Origin of the sequence: Dactylosporangium sp. NPDC000521 (assembly GCF_042898305.1) — a bacterium.
In the GTDB taxonomy this organism is placed as follows: Bacteria; Actinomycetota; Actinomycetes; order Mycobacteriales; family Micromonosporaceae; genus Dactylosporangium.
Window position 1 is genome coordinate 21,679 of sequence record NZ_JBIAYW010000037.1, and the last position, 22,915, is coordinate 44,593.

Sequence of the window (22,915 nt, forward strand, 5' to 3'; positions counted from 1 at the left end):
GGCCGGCCTGGTGGCGCACGCGACCGCAAGCATGTGTCGGCACGCTATACCGGCCGGTCGATGATCTGGAAACTCCGGTCCGGTCGCAGGCAGGATCGGGCAAGAGTTCGCGAGCTTTGATCAACAGTCGTCCGGTCAGGCGGACGTGGCGGTCCGGGCAGGTGCGTGCAGCACGGCGGCGTCGCGGCTCGGCGGCGCGCCGAACTGCCGGCGGTACTCGCGGCTGAACTGTGCGGGGCTCTCGTAACCGACGTGCCGGCTGATCGCGGCGATGTCGCCAGGGTCCGCGACCAGCAGCAGCCGGGCACGCTGCAGCCGGATCTGCTTCTGGAACTGGATGGGGCTCATCGCGGTGACGGCATGGAAGTTGCGGTGGAACGCGGAGACGCTCATGCCCGCCTGCTGAGCCACCTCCTGCACCCGGAAGGGCTGCGCATGATGATCGCGGATCCACTGCACGGCCCGGGCGATGTGGCTGAGGCTGCTGTCGGGCAGGCCGAACTGACGCACGATGGCGCCGTGTTCACCGGTGATCAGCCGCCAGATGATCTCACGCTTGATCAGGGGTGCGAGCACGCTGATGTCGCGCGGACGGTCGAGCAGGCGCAGCAGCCGGACGAACGCCTCGACCAGTTCGGCGGGGGCGGTGCTGACGGCCAGCCCGGGCGGGGCGGCGCGACCTATGTCCGGCAGGTCACCCGGAGCTGCCTGCAACAGCAGCTCGGCGATGGCGGACGGGTGCAGGTCCAACCCGACACCGAGCCCGGGCAGCTCAGGACTGGCCTTCGCGAAGTAGGCGGTCACGGGCATGTCGACCGATGCGACGAGGTACTGCCCGGCGTGGTAGTCGTACACGCGGTCGCCCAGCGCGAAGCGCTTCGTGCCTTGGCCGACGAGGGCCACGACCTTGCCGTACGTGGTCGGTACCGGCGGGTGCGGCCGGTCAGCCCGGAAGATGCGGACCTCCCCGATACTTGTGCTCAGGTCGGGTCGAGCATGGCGGGCAAGGAGTTCGCGCAACTCTTCGAGGGGCATGGTCCCGATTGAAGCACTCGATCGTGGCCGGTACCGGTGCGAGCCAGGTGTTCCAAAACCTCATGGAGGATTGCGACCTGCATACCGTGCTGCGCTGTCCCCGCGGTACCTTCTCGCCCTACACCGCGGGCACTGAAGATCCTTCGGGAATTGCGCGGGGCTGTTCGTCGTCGCGTAAACCGCCCACCGGCCGGCGCGGGCCGCACCGGCCGGTGAAGGCGCCGTGCCGTCAGGTGACGAACAGTCTTTGGGTGAGGATGGCGAAGTCGCAGTCCATGGCGACGATCTCGGCGTGGTCGTACTCGTCGGTGTTGTTGACCCGCAGGGTGTGCGGCTCTCCGGTGAACGGCAGTTCGTCGGTCGCGGCGTCGAACAACTCCACCGGGCCGCCGTCCTGATCGGTCGTGGCGCATGAGGCGCCCTCGAACAGGCGCATCGTCGTCTTCGTTCGGACCCGGCCGGTCACGTCCAGGTTGGCGGTGAACTCGCCTTTGATGCGGACCTCGTCCACGCACAGGTCGAAGCCGCCGCCGGTGGTGACGCCGGCGGTGGGACCGACGGTCATCGGGCCGCTGGTGAACGGGAACGTGCCGGTGTCGTCTGGGTCTGGACCGTCCTGGTCGTGGATGAACAGGCTGAACTGCACGTTGAGGGTGCGGACCGGGAAGGCGTGCGCCGCAGTGGCGGGACCGACCAGGGTCGCTGCCGCGGCGGCGAGGGCGACGCCAGCGATCCGCAACGCTCGGGTGATGGACATGAGTGATGCTCCTCCGTGGCTGGACCGGCCGCGCAACGCGCTCGTCGCTGTGCATGACCGGTTCTGTGACAGAGAAAGAAGACCCCGACAAGGCGGTGGAGGTCTGCGTCGTACGACGCAGACCGGCTATGGCCGCCATCACAGATCGTGACTGTATTCGTGCTCCCGGTGCAAGCACGACGGTTGTCGGCGTCCGCCGAAACCCGATTCCGCCACCCGTGTCGTGAGTCTGTACGCCCCCGGCGCCCGGCCGATCCACAAGGGCCGCATCGACCGGCCAGTCGAGTTCGGCTACAACGCCCAGGTCGTCGACAACGCAGACGGAATCGTCCTGGACCACACGGTCGAGGAAGGCAACCCAGCCGACGCGCCGCAACTCGAACCAGCGATCCGCCGCATCCAACTCCGCGCCAGTGTTTCGGCGCTTTGGCGTTGCACACAGGTGGGTTGCTCGTCGACGACGGTTGGCTGAGGGTGCTCGGCGGCGGCGATGAGGCTGGCCTGCCGTCACTGGCGCGGGCCAACGGCTTGCCCGGCGATGGTCGGTCGCCCGCTTCGCTCGTGGTGGGTCATGATGTCCTCGACGATGCCCTCGCCGCGGTGCTGGCGTTTACCGACGATACACATCGCAGCGAAGCGCTCGCAGGCATCGCACCACACCTCGGCGCCACACGCATGGATCACGCGGTCAGAGCCGCAACCGATCTCCCCGATCCGCAGCTGCGCGTCGAAACCCTCGTCGCGATCCTGCCGCACCTACCACCCAGCCGGCAGCCCGCCGTGGCGCACACCGCGCTCCTCACCACGGCAGCAATCGACCCGTTCGAGGACCGGACCGACCTCCTGCTCCGCCTGGCCTGCGCCCTCCCACCCGCGCACCGCGCACCGGTGCTGAGCCGGGCGATCACCACGACAGCGGCCCTGCTGGTCGCGGACCGACCTGGACTACAGGCAGGCGGCTAGCGTCCGAAGCCTCGGTGCCCGACCTGGATCAGCTGAGCACCCATCGACACGAGTACGCACGGAGGCTCCCAGCGTTGCGTACGAAGCGTGACGGTCACCGCCGAGCGCAGCGCCAGACCAGCGGCATGTGAGGGCGTTGGCCGCCCAGGAGCGGTCTTGATGTGAAGGGTCGTACGAGGGAGGGTCACGGCGCTGGTCGGGTCCGATCCGATGCGGGATTGGGCGGTCGGTATGGACGGCGCAGATCGGCCGCCCACGCTCGTGTATTGACGTGGCACCGCCTCATGACAACAACGCCGGCCTACTCGTCGTCGTCCGGCAACGGCGGCGAGTCTGCGATCCGCCACAGGTGGAAGAGGTACTCCTCTTCGGCGTCGCGCCGGGCGGTGAGATGGACGCGATAGACGGCAGGCTCGCCGGGCAGGTCGATGCCGAGCCGGTCCTCCGCCTCGACGGCGGCGTCGATGCAGTACCGCCCGCTGGGAAAGTCCAGGTCGGCGAACCAGACCACACCGGCGTCTTCGGTGGCGGCATCCCAGATCTCGACGGTCACCGGAACCCGGCCGACCTCCGCGACGGTGGTGACAGCGACCATGCCATACGCCCAGCCGACGGAGTCCGCGATCGCCGCGACGATCGCCTCGTTGAAATTCGAGCTGTCGTCGCAGTCCGGGTCGTGCAGCACGAACATCCGGTACGTCGGATGCACGAGCATCCTCCGCCGGACCAGCGGGTTCGCCACCCGGGCAGCCTACCGGGACGGAGAGACCCACCGTCCCGGCGGCCGACCCGGGCGAGCAGCGGGTGCAGCGGCGCGCGCTACCGGTTGAACTGGAACCAGTTGAGGTTGACGAAGTCGGCGCCCGCGGTACCGGTGAACGTGATGAAGACGGTGTGGACGCCGGTGGCCGTGCCGGTCAGGTTGGTGGTGGTGCTGGTCCAGGCCTGCCAGCCGCCGGTGGTGGTGACCGGGACGCTGGCGATCATCGGGCCGGTGGTGGTGTCCAGGCGGTACTGGATGGTGCCGCTGCCCGCATCGGACGCCAGCCGTGTCGTCACCGACGCCGCGGCCGGGGTGCCGAAGTCCACGTTCGTGTAGCCGAGCCAGTCGCCGGGCGTGATGTAGCCGACGTTCTGGCCGCCGCCGGTGTCGGTGGTGGTCTCGGTCTGGGTGCCGGACTGGCTGCTGAAGCCCTCCGCTTGCCGGACGCTGTAGGCGTTGGGGAGGCCGCCGCCGGCGGTGAACTGCAGCCAGTTGAGGTTGACGAAGTCGGTGCCCGCGGTGCCGGTGAAGGTGAGGTACAGCCGGTGCACGCCGGTGACCGCGCCGGTCAGGTTGGTGGTGGTGCTGGTCCAGGCCTGCCAGCCGCCGGTGGTGGTGACCGGGACGCTGGCGATGATCGGGCCGGTGGCGGAGTCCAGGCGGTACTGGATGGTGCCGCTGCCCGCGCCGGAGGCCAGCCGCGTCGTGACCGAGGCCGGCGACGCCGCGCCGAAGTCGAGGTCGTAGGCGAGCGTGTCGCCGGGCGCGATGTAGCCGACGTTCTGGCCGCCGCCGGTGTCGGTGGTGGTCTCGGTCTGCGTACCGGACTGCGCGTTGTAGCTCTCGGCCTGGATCTGGGTGTACGCGCTGCGTGTCGTCGGCTGCGTGCCCCACGGTACCTGCGGCGAGCTGTAGAAGTTGATCCCCTGGACCGTCCACCGTGGACCCTGGGCGCCGAGCCGTACCTTGAAGGTGTCCCAGTCGCGCGCCGACTGCGGCGACCACGCAAGCTCGGCGAGTGCGGGCAGCCGCGGGAACGCCATGAACTCGATGCCGGCCAGGTTGGTGATCGTCTCGGTCCACATCGGAGCTTCGACGCCGAGGATCGCGCTGGCCGGAACGCCTGCGAGGTAGGCGCCCGGGTCCCAGTTGTAGGCGGTCTGCACCTCGATCAGGCCGGCCCACGTCTGGCCGAGCGGGGTCGAGTTGGTGTACTTCATGTCGAGGTACGCCTTGTTCGCCGGCGACAGCAGGATCTTGTCGCCCTTGCTCACCGCCGCGCTCAGGTCAGCGTCCGATGTGGAGGTTCCCCAGTACTGCGCGACCCGGTTCGCCGTGTGGGCGGCCTGCCCGATCTGGTGCCAGCCGACGACGGTCTTGCCGGCCGCGCCGACGAAGGGCTGCACGCGGTTCATGAACGTGGTGTAGTCCGCCGGCGGAGTGCTCGACGCTTCGTCGCCGCCGATGTGCAGGTACGGCCCGGGGGTGAGGGCGGCGAGCTCGTTGAGCACCTGCTGCACGAACGTGTAGGTGACCTCCTTGCCGACGCACAGCGAGCTGAAGCCGACGCTCGTGCCGGTGTAGAGCGGCGGGGCCGTGTTGTTGCAGTTGAGCTGCGCGTAGGAGGCGAGCGCGGCGTTGGTGTGCCCCGGCATGTCGATCTCGGGCACGACGGTGATCTGCCGCGACGCCGCGTAGGAGACCAGGTCGGAGTACTGCGCCTTGGTGTAGTAGCCGCCCGCGCCGCCGCCGACCTGGGTGCTGCCGCCTACGGTCGCCAGCTGCGGCCAGGCGTCGATCACGATGCGCCAGCCCTGGTCGTCGGAGAGATGCAGGTGCAAAGTGTTGATCTTGTACTGCGCGATCTCGTCGATGTACCGCTTCACCACGTCGGGGGCGAAGAAGTGCCGGGACACGTCGAGCATCGCGCCGCGGTACCCGTACCGCGGGAAGTCGACGATCCGGCCGCCGGTGACCGCCCACGGTCCACTCTGGACGGTCCGCGCCTCGACGGTCGCCGGCAGCAGCTGCCGCAGCGTCTGTACTCCGTGAAACAGCCCCGCCGTGGTCTGCGCGCGGAGCGTGACGGCGGCGGCGGTCACGTCGAGCTGATAGCCCTCGGCGCCCACGCTGGGGTCGGCGCCGGACAGCAGCAGCGCGATGCCGCTCGCCGGCGTGCCGGTCGTGGTGGAGACCGGCAGCGCGTAACCGGTCGACGGGCGGAGGATGCCGGCGAGGTAGTCGCCGATGTCGGTGGCGCCGGCTGTGGTCTGGATCGCGGCGTTCGACGGCAGCGTGTAGGTCACGCCGGCCGCGGGCTGCACCGACACCGGTGCGGGTACGACGTCGGAGAGACTCACCGCGGCGCTGGCCGGGGAGCCCGCCAGCACCCAGGCGGCGCCGGCGGCGACGGTCGCGACGGCCACGGCGGAGGCCAGCAGCAGGCTGCGCGGGGAACTGTGCACGGCATCCTCCGGCGAAACTGTTAAGTTACCTGCTAATTTGACGGCAGGCTATGTCTTGAACGGGAGGGGTGTCAAGGGCCTCAGTCGTCGGGGCGGTCCTCCGGAACCCCTCGTCGGACCGGAAGGACTGCGGCTGCGAACCGGCCGACCTCCATGAATGTCCTCGCGGAAGGTCACCGTCTGATTCCCGTACGTCTTTAAGCCAAACTTAAGCCGGAAAAGCGTAATCGAGTGGGGTCCGCGACCGGGCCAGCAGTGCTGGGAAGGCGCATTTCTAAGAGTTCCTTTGCGACTTGAAGTAAGCCTCTGAGCTGCCGTAACTTGCTGACCGCACGGATTCCACGACGTCAGCCCAGGACGGCGGAGACAGACGTATGCGCAACTATTCCCAGAACCCGCGAGGAAGACGCCGGGCCCGCAACATCCTCATCGCCGCGACAGTCGTGTCGGCGGTCGGTGTGAGCGGGGCCTACCTGGCGACCGCGAACGCCGACGAGACAGCGCCCGGCAGGATCGAGGCGGAGAACTGGTCGGCCCAGAACGGGGCACGGACCGAGAACACCGCCGACAGCGGCGGCGGCAAGAACGTCGGGTGGCTCGCCGCCGGCGACTGGCTGCAGTACGACAACGTGACCGTCGGCGCCCAGGTGAGCGCCCGGATCGCGGCGAACAACCGGGCCGGCGGCTCGATCGAGCTGCACCTCGGCTCGCCGTCGGGCGAGGTCGTCGCGACGTTCCCGGTCGCGTACACCGGCGGCTGGCAGAAGTGGACGACCGTCAACGCCACCGCGGCGCGCGTCCCGTCCGGCCCGCAGACCCTGGTCGCCGTGATGAGAAGCGACCAGAAGAGCGACTTCGTGAACGTCAACTGGTTCGCGCTCGGCTCTGGCACGCGCCCGCCGGCGACCGCCACGGTCGCGCCGCCGCCGAGCAGCGCCGCCCCGACAGGCGGCACCTCGCCCGGCACCTCACCGACCGGCTCCGCCCCGGCCGGCGGCTGGGTCGACGTCGACCAGGCCAAGTGGCAGGCGGAGCTGGCCGCATTCAACCAGCTCAAGCAGCTGCCGGTGCCGGCGGGCACCACCCGGGTCGCGGAGTTCCACACGGACTGCGCGGTGTCGAACGAGGCCAAGGACGACCCGATCGTGCTGCCCGGCCTGCCCGGCGCGTCGCACATGCACACGTTCTTCGGCCCGACCGTCGACGCCACCACCAAGCCGGCCGATCTTTTCGCCCGCAAGACCAACTGCAACGCCCCGGGCGACAACAGCGCCTACTGGGTGCCCCAGCTGCTCAAGAACGGGCAGCCGGTCAAGATGAAGAGCTTCCGGGTGTACTACGGCTCGCGGCTGCCCGACCCGTCGGCGACAGTGCCGTTCCCGCCCGGCCTGGTCATGGTCCACGGCGACGCCAAGCGTCAGGTCGCCACACAGAAGGGCGCCCTGGGCCAGTTCTGGTGCGCCGGCAGCGCCGAGACCGGCCGCAGCGCCGACGGCAACTGGCCGGTCTGCGCCCCCGGCGGCAACCTCATCTTCCAGCTGACCTTCCAGGACTGCTGGGACGGCAAGCACATCGACTCGCCTGATCACAAGTCGCACATGGGCGGTGCGAAGAACGGCAAGTGCCAGGGCGACTACCCGGTCGCCATCCCGAACTTGTCGTTCATGGTGAACTACGAGTCCCTCGGCGGCGACGGCCTCGCGCTGTCATCAGGGATGGCCTCGTCGATGCACGGCGACTTCATGAACGCCTGGAAGCCGGAGAACCTCGGCCCCCTCGTGAAGGTCTGCCTCAACGCGAAGGCGAAGTGCGGCACCACCCCGTCCTTCACCGGCGGCTGACCTCGTCCCTCCGAACGGCCCCGCCCCGGTGGCGGGGCCGTTCCTCTTGCCCAGTGAGGTTCGTGTGCGTACCGCGGCGAAGCTCTTCGCGGCGTCCAGCCTGGCCGTCGCGACCGTGCTGTGGGTGCTCGGCCTGCCCACGTCCGCGCCAGGGCTGGCCGCCGCCGGCCGCCTCGCCGCGCTGTGGTCCACCGCCCTGCTGCTGTTGCAGGTGCTCGGCACGGCCCGCATCCCGTGGCTGGAACGCGCTTTCGGCCAGGACACACTCGGCCGCTGGCACCGCTGGACGGGCACCGCGTCCTTCGCGCTGCTGTTCGCCCACGTGGTGCTGGCGCTCGCGTCGCACGTCGAGCGCGCCGGGCACCTGTGGGCGTTCCTCACCGGGTACCGCGGCATGGTCCCCGCGACCTTCGGCCTGATCGCCGTCGTGCTGGTGGTGGCGGCGACGTCGCTGCGTCCGGTCCGCCGCCGCCTGCGCTACGCCACGTGGCATCTGCTGCACCTGTACGCGTACGCCGGCATCGCCCTCGCGGTGCCGCACGAGCTGTGGCTGGGCAGCGACTTCGGCACGCCGCTCGCGTCGGTGTTCTGGTGGACGATGTACGGCGCGGCCGCCGGCTCGACCGTCGTGTTCCGCCTCGGGATGCCGGTGTGGCGGACGCTGCGCCACCGCCTGCGCGTCGACCGGGTCGTCGAGGAGGCCCCCGGCCTGGTCTCGGTCTACCTGCGTGGTCGCCGCCTGGACCGCCTTCCCGCCCGCGCGGGCCAGTTCTTCGTCTGGCGCTTCCTGGACGGCGAGGGCGGCTGGCGCGGCAACCCGTACTCCCTGTCCGGCCCGCCCCGCGCCGACCGCCTCCGCATCACCGTGAAGACGGTCGGCGAGGCCACGGCCCGGGTCGCCAGACCCGTGGACCGACGCCGTCCTGCGCGCCGCCCGCCGCGTCGGAGTCCCCGCCCCGCGCCTGCACCGCGAGCGCTTCGCCTGGTGACGGCCCGCCTCGCAGTGCTGATCGGTTGCAGTACCGCTGACGGCCGGAGCGGTCCGCGCCGCGCTCGGGGCGTCGTGCCGGCGGCCGACGGGCCGGACAACGGTCGCGGACGCGCGCCGTACCGGCGCTGCTGCCGTTCACAGACGATGGATGCCCACGTGGACGTGGTCGGCGTGGTCGATGCGGGCGCCCCACAGGATCTGCACGCGGAACTGCGCTCCGTCGACCTTGACCACGAACGAGTCGTAGCTGTTCGGCTGCCAGAAGTGGCTTCCCATCGCGCGGGCCAGGGCGCGGGCCTCGTCCTCGCCGGAGGAGGTCGGATAGTCGATCGCGTAGGAGGATCTGCTGCCGACGAAGTGGTCCGAGGTGGCGGGGCCGGGGACGGAGTCGGTTGGTCGCTTCTGCGACCCGGCCGTGAGGCCCTCCTTGCGCAGGAACGGCGTCACGAACTGGTCGAAGATCGACTTGCTGCCTCCCCAGGCGTGTCCGAGCTTGACGTTCGACAACCCGTGCGGCCGGGGCGTGGACGGTGACGATGCCGGAGACGTCGGGAGGTGCCGCCGGGTGGGGGCGCTGTCCCGTCGGTACAGGTCGCGGAGGAGGTGGGCGACGCTCTTGCGGGTACCGGCGCCGTGCCGTGCGGCCAGCGAGGCGATCAGGCGCTCGACCCCACGTCGTTCGTGCCGGTTGTCGCTGTCGGCGCGCAGTGCCCGGTCGCGTGCCTCCAGGAGGTACCCGACGTCGCGGCTCAGGTAGCCCGGGACGAGCCTGAGTCCGTGCTGGCCGTCGAGGACGTCGGCGAGGGCGGCGTGCAGGCGCCTGCCGGTCGCCGGGTCGGCGAACCGCATCCGGTGGACGTCGGCGCCGGCGCGCTTCGTGCGGTGGTACACCGAGTCGACGGTCGCCAGGTTGTCGGTGAACTGCCGGGCGAGCCGGGACAGCAGCGGCGGGTCGATGACGATGCGGCCGTGCTCGCCGGCGATGTTGCGCGGCACCTGCCAGGGTCGCATCGGAAGGACCGCGCCACCGCCACCGCCACGCCGGCCGCCGGCCGCCGGCAGGCCGGCCCGGTGCAGCACCCGCTGCACGTACGCCGACGTCGGCAGGTACCCGTCGCTGAGCCGGTTGAGGTAGGACGGGTCGTGCGCGACCCGGCGGGCGGTGCCCTCGCCCGCGTGCCAGGCCACGGCCACCAGGTCCCAGCGGCCGAACTCCCGGTGGTAGGACGACATGAGCTGCGCTGCCTTCTGGTCCTGGACGGCCGGCGGGGCGCTCCTCGCGGTCGGGTAGCCCTTGAAGTTGTTCCAGGTCGAGTCGATGAACTGGTACGCGCCGCTCGCGCGGCCGTACGGGGTCGGCGGGCCGGCGACGTGGTAGTCGCCGCCGGACTCGACCGAGCGGATCGCGGCCATGAACCGGCTCAGGGCACTCGGCATGAGGCACTCCAGGACAGTAGGTGGTCGAGGGCTTCGCGGATGTCGCCGGGGTCGGCCGGGGCGACCCGATGGCGTCCACTGTGGATGGTGGTGACCTGCCAGCCGGTCCCGTCGCCGGCGACGAGCCACCGCAGTTCGTCGGCGACGAACCGGCCCGTTGCCGGGTCGTGGTGGGCGACCCGGACCGCGGCGGCGAACCGCCGCCCGGTGATCGCGCGCAGCCACCTCGTCGCCGGCCCCGCCGGAACCTCGGCGCGGCACAGGACGTCCAGCGCGGCGCCGTCCGCGCCGGCGGCCACCAGATCGTCGGCTTCCGCCAAGGCGTCGGAATCGACGTCGAAGCCCGTCGTCCCGGCGTGGGCGTCGGGCAACAGCAGCAGCCGCGGCAGGACCGCCGCCGGCGACCCGTCGAGGAGCTCGACGTCCACGAGCCCGTCGTGACGGCCGGCCAGGACGGTGGTGGACGTGTCACCGGCGGCCGCGTACCAGCGCCGGGTTCCGGCCTTGTCGGCGTCGATCTCCACGGCGGTTCGTGGCCCGGTCAGCGGTTCGAGGACCCCGGCGAGCGGCTCCTCGCCGGGCAGGAGTCCACGCGCGGCGGCGCCTCGTACCGCCGCCAGGTCGATGCGCATGTCCGCGTCGTCGTCGTCGGTGACGTCCGCGGGCAGCCAGTAGCCGGCGAGCCGGGCGAGGGCGCGCAGCTCGTCGAGCGTGAGCACCAGCCGGGTCGGCGCGGTGTGGACCGTCATGGTGCCGGGGTCCCGCCTGTCTGGGCGGTGGCGAGCCGGTCGCGTTGCTCGTCGGCGGCCAGCCGGGCGAGCCGTGCGGTGTCGCGGAGCCGGTCGGCGGCGTGCGCGAGGTGGTGCTGCCGGTGCCGGCCGTCGAGGTGGGCGCGGAAGCGGTCGGCGACGAGTCCCTCCCACCCGCCGCGGGTGTCCTGGACGGCCTGCCGGAGTTCGTCGCGGACCCGGTCCAGCTCGCCGGCGTGCCGGTCGAGCGCGGTGGCGAGGTCGTCGAGTTCGTGGGGTGGGGTGAGCGCCATGTCAGCCTCGGTTCGAGCGGGCGGGGACGGGTTCGAGGAGGAGGAGGAGGTGCCGGAGCCAGGCGGTGATGTGGTCGACGGGTTCGGCGATCAGCGCGTCGTCGTGAACCTCGACAGTCCACAGTGGACCTGTGTCGGCGGCGAGCAGCACGGCTGAGGCGGCGTGGTATGTGCCGTCGCCGGCGCCGCCGAACGGTGTGACCCGGGCGGCGTATCGGCAGCCGGCGACGGCGTGCGTGAACGGCGTCGCGGGGCCCTGGCCGACGCGCCGGCGCAGTTCGGTCCGGGTCAGCCGTTCCGCGCCGTGGCCGCAGGGTGGCCGGGTCGGGGCGGCGAGCAGCTGCCGCACGGCGGTGGGCAGGTCGGTGGGGGAGTACCGCAGCCGGTGGTCGCCGTCGGTGGTGGCCTCGTGCAGCACGACCGCGCCGCGGCCACGGGACACCAGCGTCATCGTCGACGCGCCCGGTGTGCGCACCCGGACACCGACGACCAGGTCGGGGTCGAGGACGGCGTCCAGGAGGTCCCGGTAGGCGGGGGCGACCTGCCAGCCGCCGGGGTCCGTCCGGACGATCCCACGCATCCGCAGCGCGCCGGTGAGCCGGCGCGCGACCGCCGCCCGGTGCTCCGGCGGGGCGGCGGCGACCAATGTCGGCCCGACCCCGGGGAACCCGGCACCGGCGAGGCCGTAGGCGAGGGCGTCCAGCTCATCGGCGGTGGCGAGCAGTGCCGGCGGTGCGACGGGGCCGTTCACAGGATGCCGCCCACGAAGTCCTTGACCTCGCCGGCCGCGTCGCCGACGGCGTGCACCACGTCGTCGCCGTGCTCGAAGCCGACGAAGTCGACGGCGTCCAGGGCCATCACCGACGCGTCGAACGTGAAGAAGACGGCGGCGTCGACGCCCTTGTCGGCGACGGTACCGGCGACCGGAACGACGTTGAGCACGTCGCTCGCCAGGTGCAACCCGGAGCCGACGGTCGCGGTGGTGTCCCGCAGCACCTCGAGGCCTCCCCGCGCGCCGGTGTGCTTCTGGTTGAACAGCTGACGGCCGTCCTCGAGCAGCAGCGCCGCCGAGCCACCGGGGACCGCCCAGTTCCCGATGCGTCTGAGGCGGCGCAGGCCGTGGCCGTCGCCGGCGAGACGCCGGATCCAGTCGGGTCGCTTCGCGGCCGGCACCCCGGCGCGCCGGGCGGCATGACGCAGCGCGTCGGCGGCGGCCGTTGCGTGCCAGGCGAGCGGGTAGCGCAGCTGCCACAGGGCCCGGTCGACCGCCTTGAAGTGTTTGAGCCCCTGGTAGTAGCGCATCGCCTGCTGCGGCAGCTTCGAACCGGTCACGTCCTCGCCGAACAGGTCGACGCCGGTGCGGGTGATGTTGCCCAGCCGCCGGGCGGCGCCGGCGTCGCGTCCGTACCGTCGGCGCAGCGCGCGGTCGTCCTTGAACGCGTTGGTGACCTTGCCGAGACCGGCCCCGGCCCAGAAGGTGGCGTCGAGCGCGGCGAGCTTGCCGACCGTTGTGGCGAGCCAGCCGGCGTCGGCGCGCAGCCCGCGGGCCGCGGCGTCGAACCGGACCGCGATGCCGCCGGCCACCGCGGCGGCGTCGGCACCGATCCCGGGCAGGTCGGCGACGGCCGCCCGCGCCTCCCGCACCGACCCGGCGGCGTCGTCGAGCGCGTGGGCCGCGCTGCGCAGGGTGCCGGCGAGGCCGTGCAGGTCGTCGAGGTTGAAGACGTACCGGACGACCGGGTTCATGGTTGGACTGCCTTCCACGCGAGGTAGAGGTCGCCGTAGTGCTTCGACATCCGGTCGAGGTCGTCGGCGAGCTCGGTGAGCCGGTCGGCGGCGGCACGGAGGTCCTCGGTCATGTCGCCGGTGCGTTGCTTGAACCGGCTCGCCGACGGGCTTTCGAACGCGGCGCCGGCGGTGCCGCGTCCCACGGCGCGGACGGCCGCCTCGGCGCGGACCGCCGCGGATCGCAGGACCGCCGCCTGGGTGGTGGCCGTCTGCGCGTACTCGGCGTAGCGGGCACCGTCGATGAGAACAGGATCGCGCGGGAGCATGCCCCAAGCGTTGCCGGTGGCGGGGAACCCTTCAATGGGAAGGGTTCCCCGCGACATCGCGCCGCGTGACGGTTACGAGCGCGGCCAGACGTGGCAGAGGGTGAAGTCGTACTGCGAGCCGAAACCACCGGCCACGAAGGCGTTGTACTCGCCGCTGCCAGGCTCGGCCCAAGCCCACGCGGCGGCGCCCGGGTGGAACAGCGCCCGGATCGGCACGGTGCCGGGGATCTGGTCGGCGAAGCAGGCGAACGCCGGCCCGTCCATGACCCAGTTGGCTGGTGTGTTCGGGTTGGCGGAGTAGTAGTAGCCACCCACCTCGCCACAGCCCCGTTCGCAGTGCGACTGGTAGATGAGTGTCAGCCCGGGCATTCCGGCGGCCATTGCGACCGGATAGATCCGCCCGATCGGGCCCTGTGACGAGAAGCCGGCCGGACCGCCGCCGCCCGGCGACAGGAAGTTGCCGCGTCTGGCGCCCGGTGCCTTGAACCGGTTCATCGGCACCGGAGTCCGTGACTGGTAGGTGATCGTGACGGCGGTGCCGACCGGGAGCGCGGCGCCCGGCGGCTGGTCCTGCGCGACGACGACACCGATCGGCGACAGGATCTGGGCGGTGTCGCTGCGGGTGCAGCCCAGCTGCTGTTGCGCGAGGTTCGCGCACGCCTCGTCGGGGCTCATCCCGACCAGGTTCCCCACGCCGCCGTGCACGTAATGGTCGAGGGTCACCGTCGCGCCCGGCGCCAGGCCCGTGCCGGCGGCCGGCTGCTGGGCGATCACCACGTACGCCGGGGTGCCCGGGCCGAGGCTGTGCGGGGCGCAGGTCAGACCCGTGGGGCAGGCCACGTTGGGCGGCTGGCCGACGAGGTTCGGCACCGCGATCATGTCCGGGTAGGTGACGGTGACCGGCGTGCCGGTCGCCGCGGCCGTCCCCGGCGCGGGGCTCTGCGCGGTGACGACGCGGACCTGGCCGCCGTCGGCGGCCAGCCCGCCGACCTGTTCCCGGCAGGTCAGGCTCGCCGCGATCAACGCCCGGCAGGCCTGGCCGGCGGGAAGCTTCGTGACGTCGGGCACCTGCGCGGGCCCACGGTAGAAGACGGTCACCGTGCTGCGCGGGTTGACCCGCGACCCGGCTGGCGGGTCGGTGCCGGTCACCTTGTCGGTGTCGGCCGGGCCGTCCGGCTGGGCCACGAGCCTGCACCGCAGTTGGCGGCTGAGCTGCGCCAGCCGCGCGCATGCGTCGGCGCGGTCGACGCCGACCAGGTTCGGCAGGGTGACCGGCTGCTGCGGTGCCGCGCTCGCCGGGGCCGACGGCTGGGAGCCGCTGGGGCTCGCCGACGGTTTCCCCGAGGGTTTCGGCGACGCTTTCGGTGACGGGCTCGGCTTGGTCGCGTCGGTGAGGTCCGTGGTGGTGGGCCGGCCGTCAGCGTCGAAGGTGATCACCACTGCGGTGTCGTGCGGGTCGTTGACCCAGACGTGATCGTCGCGGCTGAAGACCTGGAACGAGTCGGAGCGGCCGGGGACGGGTTGTTCGGTCTCCACCTTGCCGCTCGCGGTGTGCACGACGATCACGTGCCGGGCGGTGAAGTCCGGGAGGTACACGCGGTCCTTGTGGATGACTGGCGCGCCGAACCGGTGACCGGCACGGCCGGGCAGCGTGATCCGGCGCACGTCCCGTTCGTCGCTGAACTCGCCGAGGACGAGCTCCCCCGTGCGGGGGACGGCGACGGCGACGGTCGCGGCCGCGCCGGGGGCGGCCAGCACCCCGAACGTCGCGTCGAGGTCGAGCATGCGCTTCGGACCGTCCGGGCCGTACATGCCGGCCTGCCCGGTGTGCGGTACGTAGATCACCGGTGCGCCGCCGACGAGGGTCAGCTCGGCGCGCTCGCCGGCGCTGAGCACGCGCTGCCGTGACTTCATCTTGTCCTTGACGATCTCCACGAGCTCGCCGGAGGCGGGTGCGTATCCCCAGGCGGTTCCGGCACCGTCGACCACCGCGCGGTCGACCGGCGGCAGGTCCGTCACCTGGGTCTGCTGCCCGGCGGTGCCGTCGAGCCGGCTGACCGTGCCGCGTTGCGAGTCGAGGAGGTACGCGTCGCCGCCGCCGCTGACCACGGTGAGCTTGCCCTGGGAGTCGGGTCGCTTGTCGACGGTCTTCGGGTCGAGGGTGTCGGTCGGCAGCAGGGTGACCGTGCCGGTGTCGTTGTTGACGACGTACACGACGCCGGGCCGGACCTGCACGACCTCGAGCATCTGCTTGCCGGTCGCCAGCTGCTTGGCGACCACGGCGTCGGCGTCGCGGTTGTCGGCGTTGACGTGCACGACTCTGGTGTCCTTCTGCAGGAACGCCCCACCGTCGCCGTACGCGGCACGCGAGGACCGGTAGCCGACGCCGAGCCCGACCGCGATCACGGCACCGCACAGCACGACGGCCAGGGCGGCGCGGTTGACCCGTTCGCCGGTCGATGACGAGCGGCCCGGTAAGCGCAGCGGCATGGACCTGAGCCGGTCGGTGAAGCCGGACATGGCACTCCCTCGGTTTGTCGGCGTGGCCGAGAATAGCGACGATGCCGGTCAATCGGAGCGGCGGTCGGACGGGAAGGGTTTCCCAACGGATGCGTGTTGAAAGCGGTGGACAGGCTCTGACCTTGGTCGATGAAGATCGGCTGACGTTCGGGCGGGCGAAGGAGTGCACGATCTGCCTGGACCCGGGTGACGCGGCGATCTCGCGGATCGCCGGGACGATCACCAGGGAGGGTTCCGTCTGGTGGTTGACGAACGCGTCGTCCACCCGGCCGTTCGCGGTCGCCGACGAGTACGGCTTCCGCAGTGTCCTGCCGCCGGGCCGGCGGGTCGCGGTCGAGCGGCCGGTCACGGTGCTCGTCGACGGCAGCCTCGCCCAGCACGATCTGCGGCTGACACCGCCGTCCGCGCCACTACCGGCCGGCGGGCCCGTGGCGGAGCCGCTCGCACCGGCCGTGCCGACCGAGGTCGGTGCCGCCGTGGTGATCAGCGCGGCGGACCGCCTGGCGATGGTCGCCCTGTTCGCGGGGTACCTGCGAGAGCCGCCGCACTATGATCCGCACCCCCGCACGTACGCGGCCGCGGCCGCGCGGCTGGACTGGCCGCGCACGACCCTCGTGAAGCGGATCGAATACCTGCGGGCCCGGCTCGACGAGGCCGGTGTGCCCGGCATGACCGGCCACAACGCACTCGTCGGCCTGGCCGAGTATGCGCTGAGCCGGGAGCTGATCACCCGCGACGACCTGCGGCTGCTGCGCTGAGCACCCGCCGGGGTCACCGGGATTGGGGAGCCTTTCCGATGTCGCCGGTGCCGCTGCGGTCCCTACGTTGAGTGGCGAACAGTCCACCAGCGAAGGAGAGTCCCATGTCGGTGATCGGCGGCGAGATCGGGCAGTTGCACACGCTGAACGGCAACTTCGCCCGACAGAGCAGCACGGTCGACAGCCTGCTGCGTGACCTGCGCACCGCACTGGCCAACACGTACTGGCAGGGCGGCGCGTCGGAACGGTTCCGCTCGTCGTGGAGCAGCGAGTACGAGCCGGCGCTGACCCGGCTGTCTGTGGCGCTGCAGGACGCGGCGGACGAGGTGCGCCGGCGTGCCGACGCCCTCGAGCAGGCCGGCGGCTGAACCGGCGACATGCGGATCACGGGCATGGAGCGTGAGGTGCGGGTCGCCGCGGACGGCCGGGAGTTCGCGACGAGGGTCCGGGCCGGGGCACGGGCGACCGTCGAGGATCTCGCGCGGGCCCTGGACTGCGCCGGCCGGCAGCTGTGGCTGGCCGGCCGGCCGCTGCCCGGCACCGCGCGGGTGGCGGACCTGACAGTGCCGATCGGCGCGCTGCTGCGCACCGACGCCGAACCAGGCGGTCCGGATCATGACCGGGACGGGGTCGAGCTGGTCGCTGTCGGCGGGGCGGGTGGCGCGGCGCGGACCGCGCTCCCCGCCGGCAGCACGGTCAGCGTCGGCCGGGCACCCAGCAACGACCTGGTGATCGCCGACCCCGAGGTCAGCCGGGTCCACGCGACGGCGCGGCCCACCGCGACCGGGTTCGAGATCGCCGACGCGGGCTCCCGCAACGGCGTCGCGCACCGCGGGGTGCGGCTCGTCGGCGCTGCTGAGGTCGCGCCCGGCGAGGTGTTCTCCGCTGGTGAGACCGTCCTCACCGTCCGGCCCGTCGATCCGGCCGACGGGCCGGTCGGGCCGGTCGCGGAGGACGGGACGGTCCCGTACAACCGGCCGCCGCGCATCGGCGCACCCGCGGCGGTGGTGCGGCTGAGCGTGCCGCGGCGGCCGGAGCGGCCGCGAGCCGTGCGTTTTCCGCTGCTGGTGATCCTGCTGCCGCTGGTCATCGCCGGGGTCATGTACAAGCTGCTCCCCGGCGCCGGCTACTTCCTGATCTTCCTGGCGCTGTCGCCGGTGCTGATGCTGGCGACGGTGCTGTCCGACCGGCGCAGCGGCCGCAGCGAGCACCGCGCGGCGGTGAAGGAGTACGAACGGGCGCGGGCCGCCCTGGTCACCGATCTCGAGCGGCTCGCCGGCGAACAGGGCCGGGCCGGCCGTGACGCCTGGCCCGACCCGGCCCGCCTGCTGGGGATCGCGAGCGGTCCCGGCCGGCGGCTGTACGAGCGCCGGCCCGCCGACCAGGACTTCCTGCACGTCCGGCTGGGGCTGGGCACCGCGCCGGCACGGGTCGACCTTGACGGTGAGTTCGACATCCCCGCCGTCGAACACCTGCCGTCCACCGTCGACCTGGCGGCGGCGGGTGTGCTCGGGCTGGCCGGTCCCAGGGAAGCGGTCCTCGCCACGACCCGTGCCGTGATCGCGCACCTGGCCACCCTGCACGCCCCGCACGACCTGGGGATCGTGGTGCTGACCGGCACGGACGAGGCACCGGAGTGGGAGTGGGCGACCTGGCTGCCGCACACCGTCCCGCACACCGCCGACCTGGCGTGCCAGCGGATGATCGCCACCGACGCGGACCAGGCCCGGGCGCGGCTGACCGAGCTGCGCCGGATCGTGGCGGCGCGCCGGGCCGAGCGGCAGGCGGCGCTGCGCGCGTCAGTGCCGGCCGGCCGGCGGATGATCGTGGTCGCGGACGGGGCCCGGCGGCTGCGTGGGCTGCCAGAGCTGGCCGAACTGCTCACCGACGGTCCGGATGCAGGGGTGTACGCGATCTGCGTGGACGTCGAGGAGACCGATCTGCCGGCTGAGTGCCGGGCCACTGCCGTGATCAGTTCCCCCTCGGGGACGCGGGCCCGGCTGCGGCACCCCGACGGGCGGGTCCTGGACAACATGCTGCTGGACCGGCTCGGTGCGGCCGACGCCGCCGCGCTGGCGCACGCCCTCGCTCCGTTGCGGGTCCTCGGCGGCCGCTCCGGCGACGACGGGGGACTGCCGGACACCGTGCGCCTGCTCGACCTCGTCGGGCTCGGGCACACACCCACCGCGGAGGCGGTCGCCCGCAGGTGGGCCGCCAGTCCCGGTGGGCGGTCCGCGACCGTGCCGCTGGGGGTCGGTGCCGGCGGACTGTTCAGCATCGACCTGAGCCGGGACGGGCCGCACCTGCTCATCGCCGGCACCAGCGGCGCCGGCAAGTCCGAGCTGCTGCAGACCCTCGTCGCGGGCCTGGCCCTGGTCAACCCGCCGGACGCGCTCGCCGTCGTGCTCGTGGACTACAAGGGCGGCAGCGCGTTCGCCGAGTGCCGGAATCTGCCGCACTGCGCCGGCATGGTCACCGACCTCGACGGGCATCTGGTCGCGCGGGCGCTCGCCTCGCTCAGCGCCGAACTGCGCCGCCGGGAGGCGCTGCTCGCCGAGGTCGAGGCCAAGGACATCGCCGAGTACTGGGCCACGACCGGCAGCCGGCTGCCCCGCCTGGTGATCGTGATCGACGAGTTCGCGTCGCTGGTCGAGGAGGTGCCGGAGTTCGTCGCCGGCGTCGCCGGGATCGGCATGCGCGGGCGCAGCCTCGGCGTCCACGTCGTCCTCGCCACCCAACGACCGGCCGGTGTGGTCAGCGCCGAGCTGCGCGCCAACCTGAACCTCCGGATCTGCCTGCGGGTCACCAGCGCGAGCGAGAGCAGCGACGTCGTGGACGTCCCCGACGCCGTGCGGCTGTCCCGGCACCTGCCGGGCCGGGCCTACCTGCGCGCCGGCCACGGTGACCTGGCGCTGCTGCAGGCGGCGCGGATCGGCGGTCCGCGCTCCGCCGTGGTGGACGCCGACGAGTCGGAGGTCCTCGTGCGGGCCCGGACGGTCGGTTCGCTCGGCCACCAGCCGCCGCCCGCCGCGCCCGCCGACGACGCCGAGACCGACCTGGCGGTCCTCGTCGACGCGATCCGGGGCGCCGCGGAGCACGCGGGACTCGCCGCGCCGGCCAGCCCGTGGCTGCCGCCGCTGCCGCCGGTCGTGGTCGCCGCCGATCTCGCCGATCCCGCCGTGGACGGACTGGTCCGCGTCGCGGTCGGCCTCGCCGACCTGCCGTCGCAGCAGGCGCAGCGACCGTACGTGCTGGACCTCGCGTCGACCGGCCCGGTCCTGGTCGCGGGCATGGCCCGCAGCGGCCGGTCCACGGCGCTGCGGACGATCGCCGCCGGGCTGGCGAGCGCCGCCGGCCCCGCCGACGTCCACCTGTACATCCTCGACCAGGGCAACCACGCCCTGGCCGGGCTCGCCGGGCTGCCGCACTGCGGCGCGTACGTGGACGGCGACGACACCGACCGCACGGCGCGCGTGCTGCGGCTCCTGGACGCCGAGATCGGCCGGCGTCAGCGGCTCCTCGCCGCCGGCGGGCACGCGTCGCTGGCCGAGCAGCGGGCCGGTTCCAGGGACCCGCTGCCGTACCTGGTGCTGATCATCGACCGGTACGAGACATTCCACGCCCGGTTCGCCGAGCTCGACGGTGGCCGGCTCGTCGACGCCGTCGACGCGCTGCTGCGGCGGGGCCCCGCGGCCGGCGTGCTGACCGTCCTGTCCACGGATCGGTCCGGGTTCACCCACCGGCTCGCCGGTGCGGTCGCGACGCGCCTGGTGCTCGCCCACGCCGACCGCGACGACCTCGCCGCGTACGGGATCAACCCGCGGGAGGCGCCGAGCGAGATGCCTCCCGGCCGGGCGATCGCCTGCCCCGGCGGGCAGAGCGTCCAGGTCGCGCTGCTCGACCCGGAACCCGACGGCGCCGCGCAGGTCGCCGCGCTGGACCGGCTCTGCGCGGCGACCCGCCACCGCTGGGACGGCGTGCCCTCCGACGCGCTGCCCCAACGCGTCGACCCGCTCCCGTCGATGATCACGAGCGTCGATGCCGAGGCGCTGCGCAGCGTGCCGCGGGCCGCCGGCGCGGTCACCGTCGGCGTCGGCGGTGACCAGCTCGGCCCGGTCGACGTCGACCTGGCGGAAGCGGGCAACGCGTTCCTGATCTCCGGGCCGCCGCGCTCCGGCCGCAGCGGCGCGCTGCTGCAGGTCGCCCGGTCGCTGGTGGCACGGCCGGTGCCCGTCGTGGCCCTCTGCCCGCGCCGGTCGCCGCTGACCGACCTCGACGGGCTCGCCGCCGCCCTCGCCGGCGCCGAGGACGCCGCAGACCTCGCGCTCGTGCTGCAGGAGGTGGGCACGCCTGTGGCGGTGCTGGTCGACGACGCGGAGCTGCTCGCCGAGGGCCCGGCGGCGCTGACCCTGGAGACGCTGGTAAGAACGGCCCGCGACGCCGGCAGCGTGATCGTCGCCGCCGGCACCACCGACGACCTGCAGCAGCACCGTTACCGGGGCTGGCTGGCGATGCTCCGCCGGGCGCGGACCGGTCTGCTGCTCAACCCACTGTCGCATGTGGACGGCGAACTGTTCGACATCCGGCTGCCGCGCTCGACCGCCGGCGGCTGGCCGGCCGGCCGTGGTCTGCTCGTCGCCCGTGGACAGTACTCGGCGGTACAGGTCCCGGCGGCGTCGAGCACCGAACCCCGTGAGTCGGTGCGATGAGCGGGAGTCGCTATGGTGTGGACACCGCGGTGCTGTCGCGCCGCCCAACCGCTGCGGACCACACCCCCACTGTGGAGATCATGACCGACGATCCGGCGGCTCAGCCGACGCTGCCACCGACGACGCCGTACACCCCGGCCGGGTCGCCCCTGGGCAGCGGTTACCTCCGTGACAGCGTGATCGGCCAGGGCACCAACGGTCGGGTCTGGCGCGGGATCCGCCGCGCGGACGGGCAGCCGGTGGCGATCAAGGTGCTCCGGGAGGAGTACGCGGCGGACCCCGAGGCGGTCGCCCGGTTCCTGCGGGAACGCAACGCGCTGCGGGCCGTCGTCCACCCGAACCTCGTCCGGGTGCTGGACCTCGTCGTCGAAGGCGACACCCTCGCGATCGTGATGGAGCTCGTCGACGGGCTCGACCTGCGCGGCGCGACGAAACGCGGGTTCACGACCGACCGGGCGGTGACCGTGCTCGCCCAGGTCGCCGCGGCACTGGCCACGGTCCACGCCGCCGGCATCGTGCACCGCGACGTGAAGCCGGAGAACGTGCTGATCACCTGGCGCGGTGGCGAGCCGTGGGCCCGGCTCACCGACTTCGGCATCGCGAAGGTCGCCGGCGGCGAGGACCTGACCCAGCAGTCCATGGTCGTCGGCACCCCCGCGTACCTGGCGCCCGAGCTGGCGATGGGCCGGCCCGCGAGCCCGGCCGTCGACGTGTACGCCCTCGGCGTCACCGCGTACGAGCTGCTGGCCGGCCACCGGCCGTTCGCAGGCGACCACCCGATGGCGCTGCTGCGGGCGCACCTGGAGGAGGAGCCGGCCCGCCCCGACGGGCTCGCCGACCCGGTGTGGGCGGTGATCCAGGCCTGCCTGGCCAAGCGGCCCGCCGACCGGCCCGAAGCGGCCGCCCTCGCCGAGCGGTTCGCCGGCCTGCAAGGGCACACCGGGACGTTGCCGCCGGACGCGCCGCCGCCGACCCCGGCCCGGCCGGCCGACGTCGCCTTCCGCGCCGCCGCGCCGGGGTCCGACGCCTCGCCGGGAGCCCCCGCGCCGACCGGCCCGCGGCCCCCGTCAGCCGACCACGACGATCTGCAACCCACCGTCGGGGCGACCCTGCCGGTGCCGGACGCGCCCGCGCCCGAACCGGCCCGGCGGCGCCTGCTGGCGCCGATCCTCGGCCTGCTGACACTGCTGGTCGCGGCGACCGCCGTCGGCCTCTGGACCGGCCGGCCCGACAGCACCGGCATCCCCGCGACGGCCGGGACCAGCAGCGCCGCCGGTCCGGCTAGCCAGCTCTACCCGGTGCCGGTGACCGCCACGTCACCCCAGGCGGGCGTCGTCCGGCTGGACTTCCGCGACGCCTCCAACATCCCCGGCTTCGTCTCGTACGTGATCTTCCGGGACCGCGAGAAGATCGGCGACGCGTCCAAGGACCAGCCGTCGCCGTACCTGGTGCGCGGGCTCGACCCACGGACCGAGTACTGCTACCAGATCTGGGCGCTCGTCATGACCGATGTGCCGCCGCCGCCCGGACCACCACCCCCGTGCCTGGCCGCCACCGGCGGTAAGTGAAGGAGTGCCCCG

The 22,915-nt window shown here is 72.8% G+C and carries 17 protein-coding genes and 2 pseudogenes; 8 read left to right on the forward strand and 11 right to left on the reverse strand.

The window, feature by feature from the left end; genetic code table 11:
• Positions 1-135: 135 nt before the first annotated feature.
• Positions 136-1,035 (reverse strand): AraC family transcriptional regulator N-terminal domain-containing protein, encoded by a 900-nt coding sequence (locus tag ACFY3L_RS51615; RefSeq protein ID WP_389342326.1) that lies wholly within the window; start codon positions 1,033-1,035, stop codon positions 136-138.
• 229 nt (positions 1,036-1,264) lie between these two features.
• Positions 1,265-1,792: a hypothetical protein gene (locus ACFY3L_RS51620; protein ID WP_389342329.1), complete on the reverse strand. Its 528-nt coding sequence runs from the start codon at positions 1,790-1,792 to the stop codon at positions 1,265-1,267.
• Between the two features lie 202 nt (positions 1,793-1,994).
• On the opposite strand from ACFY3L_RS51620, the pseudogene ACFY3L_RS51625 reads away from it, so the two are divergent.
• Positions 1,995-2,201: pseudogene (locus ACFY3L_RS51625) on the forward strand (ISNCY family transposase); the annotation flags it as partial.
• Positions 2,202-2,239: 38 nt separating this feature from the next.
• On the forward strand, positions 2,240-2,755 hold the full coding sequence (locus ACFY3L_RS51630) for a hypothetical protein (RefSeq protein ID WP_389342332.1): 516 nt from the start codon (positions 2,240-2,242) through the stop codon (positions 2,753-2,755).
• Between the two features lie 301 nt (positions 2,756-3,056).
• Here ACFY3L_RS51630 and ACFY3L_RS51635 read toward each other — a convergent pair whose 3' ends face one another.
• Positions 3,057-3,497, reverse strand: a complete 441-nt coding sequence (locus ACFY3L_RS51635) for a hypothetical protein (protein WP_389342335.1) — start codon at positions 3,495-3,497, stop codon at positions 3,057-3,059.
• Positions 3,498-3,574: 77 nt separating this feature from the next.
• Complete coding sequence (locus ACFY3L_RS51640) at positions 3,575-5,983, reverse strand: family 20 glycosylhydrolase (protein WP_389342338.1); 2,409 nt, start codon at positions 5,981-5,983, stop codon at positions 3,575-3,577.
• 374 nt (positions 5,984-6,357) lie between these two features.
• On the opposite strand from ACFY3L_RS51640, the gene ACFY3L_RS51645 reads away from it, so the two are divergent.
• Both ACFY3L_RS51645 and ACFY3L_RS51650 read left to right on the forward strand, forming a co-directional pair.
• On the forward strand, positions 6,358-7,824 hold the full coding sequence (locus ACFY3L_RS51645; protein ID WP_389342341.1) for a DUF1996 domain-containing protein: 1,467 nt from the start codon (positions 6,358-6,360) through the stop codon (positions 7,822-7,824).
• Positions 7,825-7,948: 124 nt separating this feature from the next.
• A pseudogene (locus tag ACFY3L_RS51650) lies at positions 7,949-8,347 on the forward strand (ferric reductase-like transmembrane domain-containing protein); the annotation flags it as partial.
• Positions 8,348-8,950: 603 nt separating this feature from the next.
• Here the strand turns inward: ACFY3L_RS51650 and ACFY3L_RS51655 are convergent.
• The 7 genes from ACFY3L_RS51655 to ACFY3L_RS51685 form a co-directional block, all read right to left on the reverse strand.
• Entirely contained in the window at positions 8,951-10,252 is a 1,302-nt protein-coding gene (locus ACFY3L_RS51655; protein WP_389342344.1) for a hypothetical protein, read from the reverse strand.
• A complete protein-coding gene (locus ACFY3L_RS51660) occupies positions 10,237-11,001 on the reverse strand; it encodes a hypothetical protein (RefSeq protein WP_389342347.1) in 765 nt (254 codons plus the stop codon). Before ACFY3L_RS51660 ends, ACFY3L_RS51655 begins: the two co-directional genes overlap by 16 nt.
• Positions 10,998-11,294: a hypothetical protein gene (locus ACFY3L_RS51665; protein WP_389342350.1), complete on the reverse strand. Its 297-nt coding sequence runs from the start codon at positions 11,292-11,294 to the stop codon at positions 10,998-11,000. Before ACFY3L_RS51665 ends, ACFY3L_RS51660 begins: the two co-directional genes overlap by 4 nt.
• A gap of 1 nt (position 11,295) precedes the next feature.
• Entirely contained in the window at positions 11,296-12,045 is a 750-nt protein-coding gene (locus ACFY3L_RS51670; RefSeq protein WP_389342352.1) for a hypothetical protein, read from the reverse strand.
• Complete coding sequence (locus ACFY3L_RS51675) at positions 12,042-13,040, reverse strand: hypothetical protein (protein WP_389342355.1); 999 nt, start codon at positions 13,038-13,040, stop codon at positions 12,042-12,044. Before ACFY3L_RS51675 ends, ACFY3L_RS51670 begins: the two co-directional genes overlap by 4 nt.
• Positions 13,037-13,348 carry a hypothetical protein gene (locus ACFY3L_RS51680; protein ID WP_389342358.1) on the reverse strand — a complete coding sequence of 104 codons (312 nt, stop codon included), beginning with the start codon at positions 13,346-13,348 and terminating at the stop codon, positions 13,037-13,039. The genes ACFY3L_RS51675 and ACFY3L_RS51680 overlap by 4 nt, the downstream gene beginning before the upstream one ends.
• A 72-nt stretch (positions 13,349-13,420) precedes the next feature.
• Positions 13,421-15,868, reverse strand: a complete 2,448-nt coding sequence (locus tag ACFY3L_RS51685; protein WP_389342361.1) for a PASTA domain-containing protein — start codon at positions 15,866-15,868, stop codon at positions 13,421-13,423.
• A 122-nt stretch (positions 15,869-15,990) separates the two neighbouring features.
• On the opposite strand from ACFY3L_RS51685, the gene ACFY3L_RS51690 reads away from it, so the two are divergent.
• From ACFY3L_RS51690 to ACFY3L_RS51705, 4 genes are all read left to right on the forward strand, one after another.
• Positions 15,991-16,626, forward strand: coding sequence for an FHA domain-containing protein (locus tag ACFY3L_RS51690; protein ID WP_389342364.1), 636 nt, complete (start codon positions 15,991-15,993; stop codon positions 16,624-16,626).
• A gap of 104 nt (positions 16,627-16,730) precedes the next feature.
• Positions 16,731-16,994, forward strand: coding sequence for a WXG100 family type VII secretion target (locus tag ACFY3L_RS51695; protein WP_344510109.1), 264 nt, complete (start codon positions 16,731-16,733; stop codon positions 16,992-16,994).
• Positions 16,995-17,018: 24 nt separating this feature from the next.
• Complete coding sequence (locus ACFY3L_RS51700) at positions 17,019-21,335, forward strand: FtsK/SpoIIIE domain-containing protein (RefSeq protein ID WP_389342368.1); 4,317 nt, start codon at positions 17,019-17,021, stop codon at positions 21,333-21,335.
• An 80-nt stretch (positions 21,336-21,415) separates the two neighbouring features.
• Entirely contained in the window at positions 21,416-22,903 is a 1,488-nt protein-coding gene (locus ACFY3L_RS51705) for a protein kinase (RefSeq protein WP_389342371.1), read from the forward strand.
• Positions 22,904-22,915: the final 12 nt, after the last annotated feature.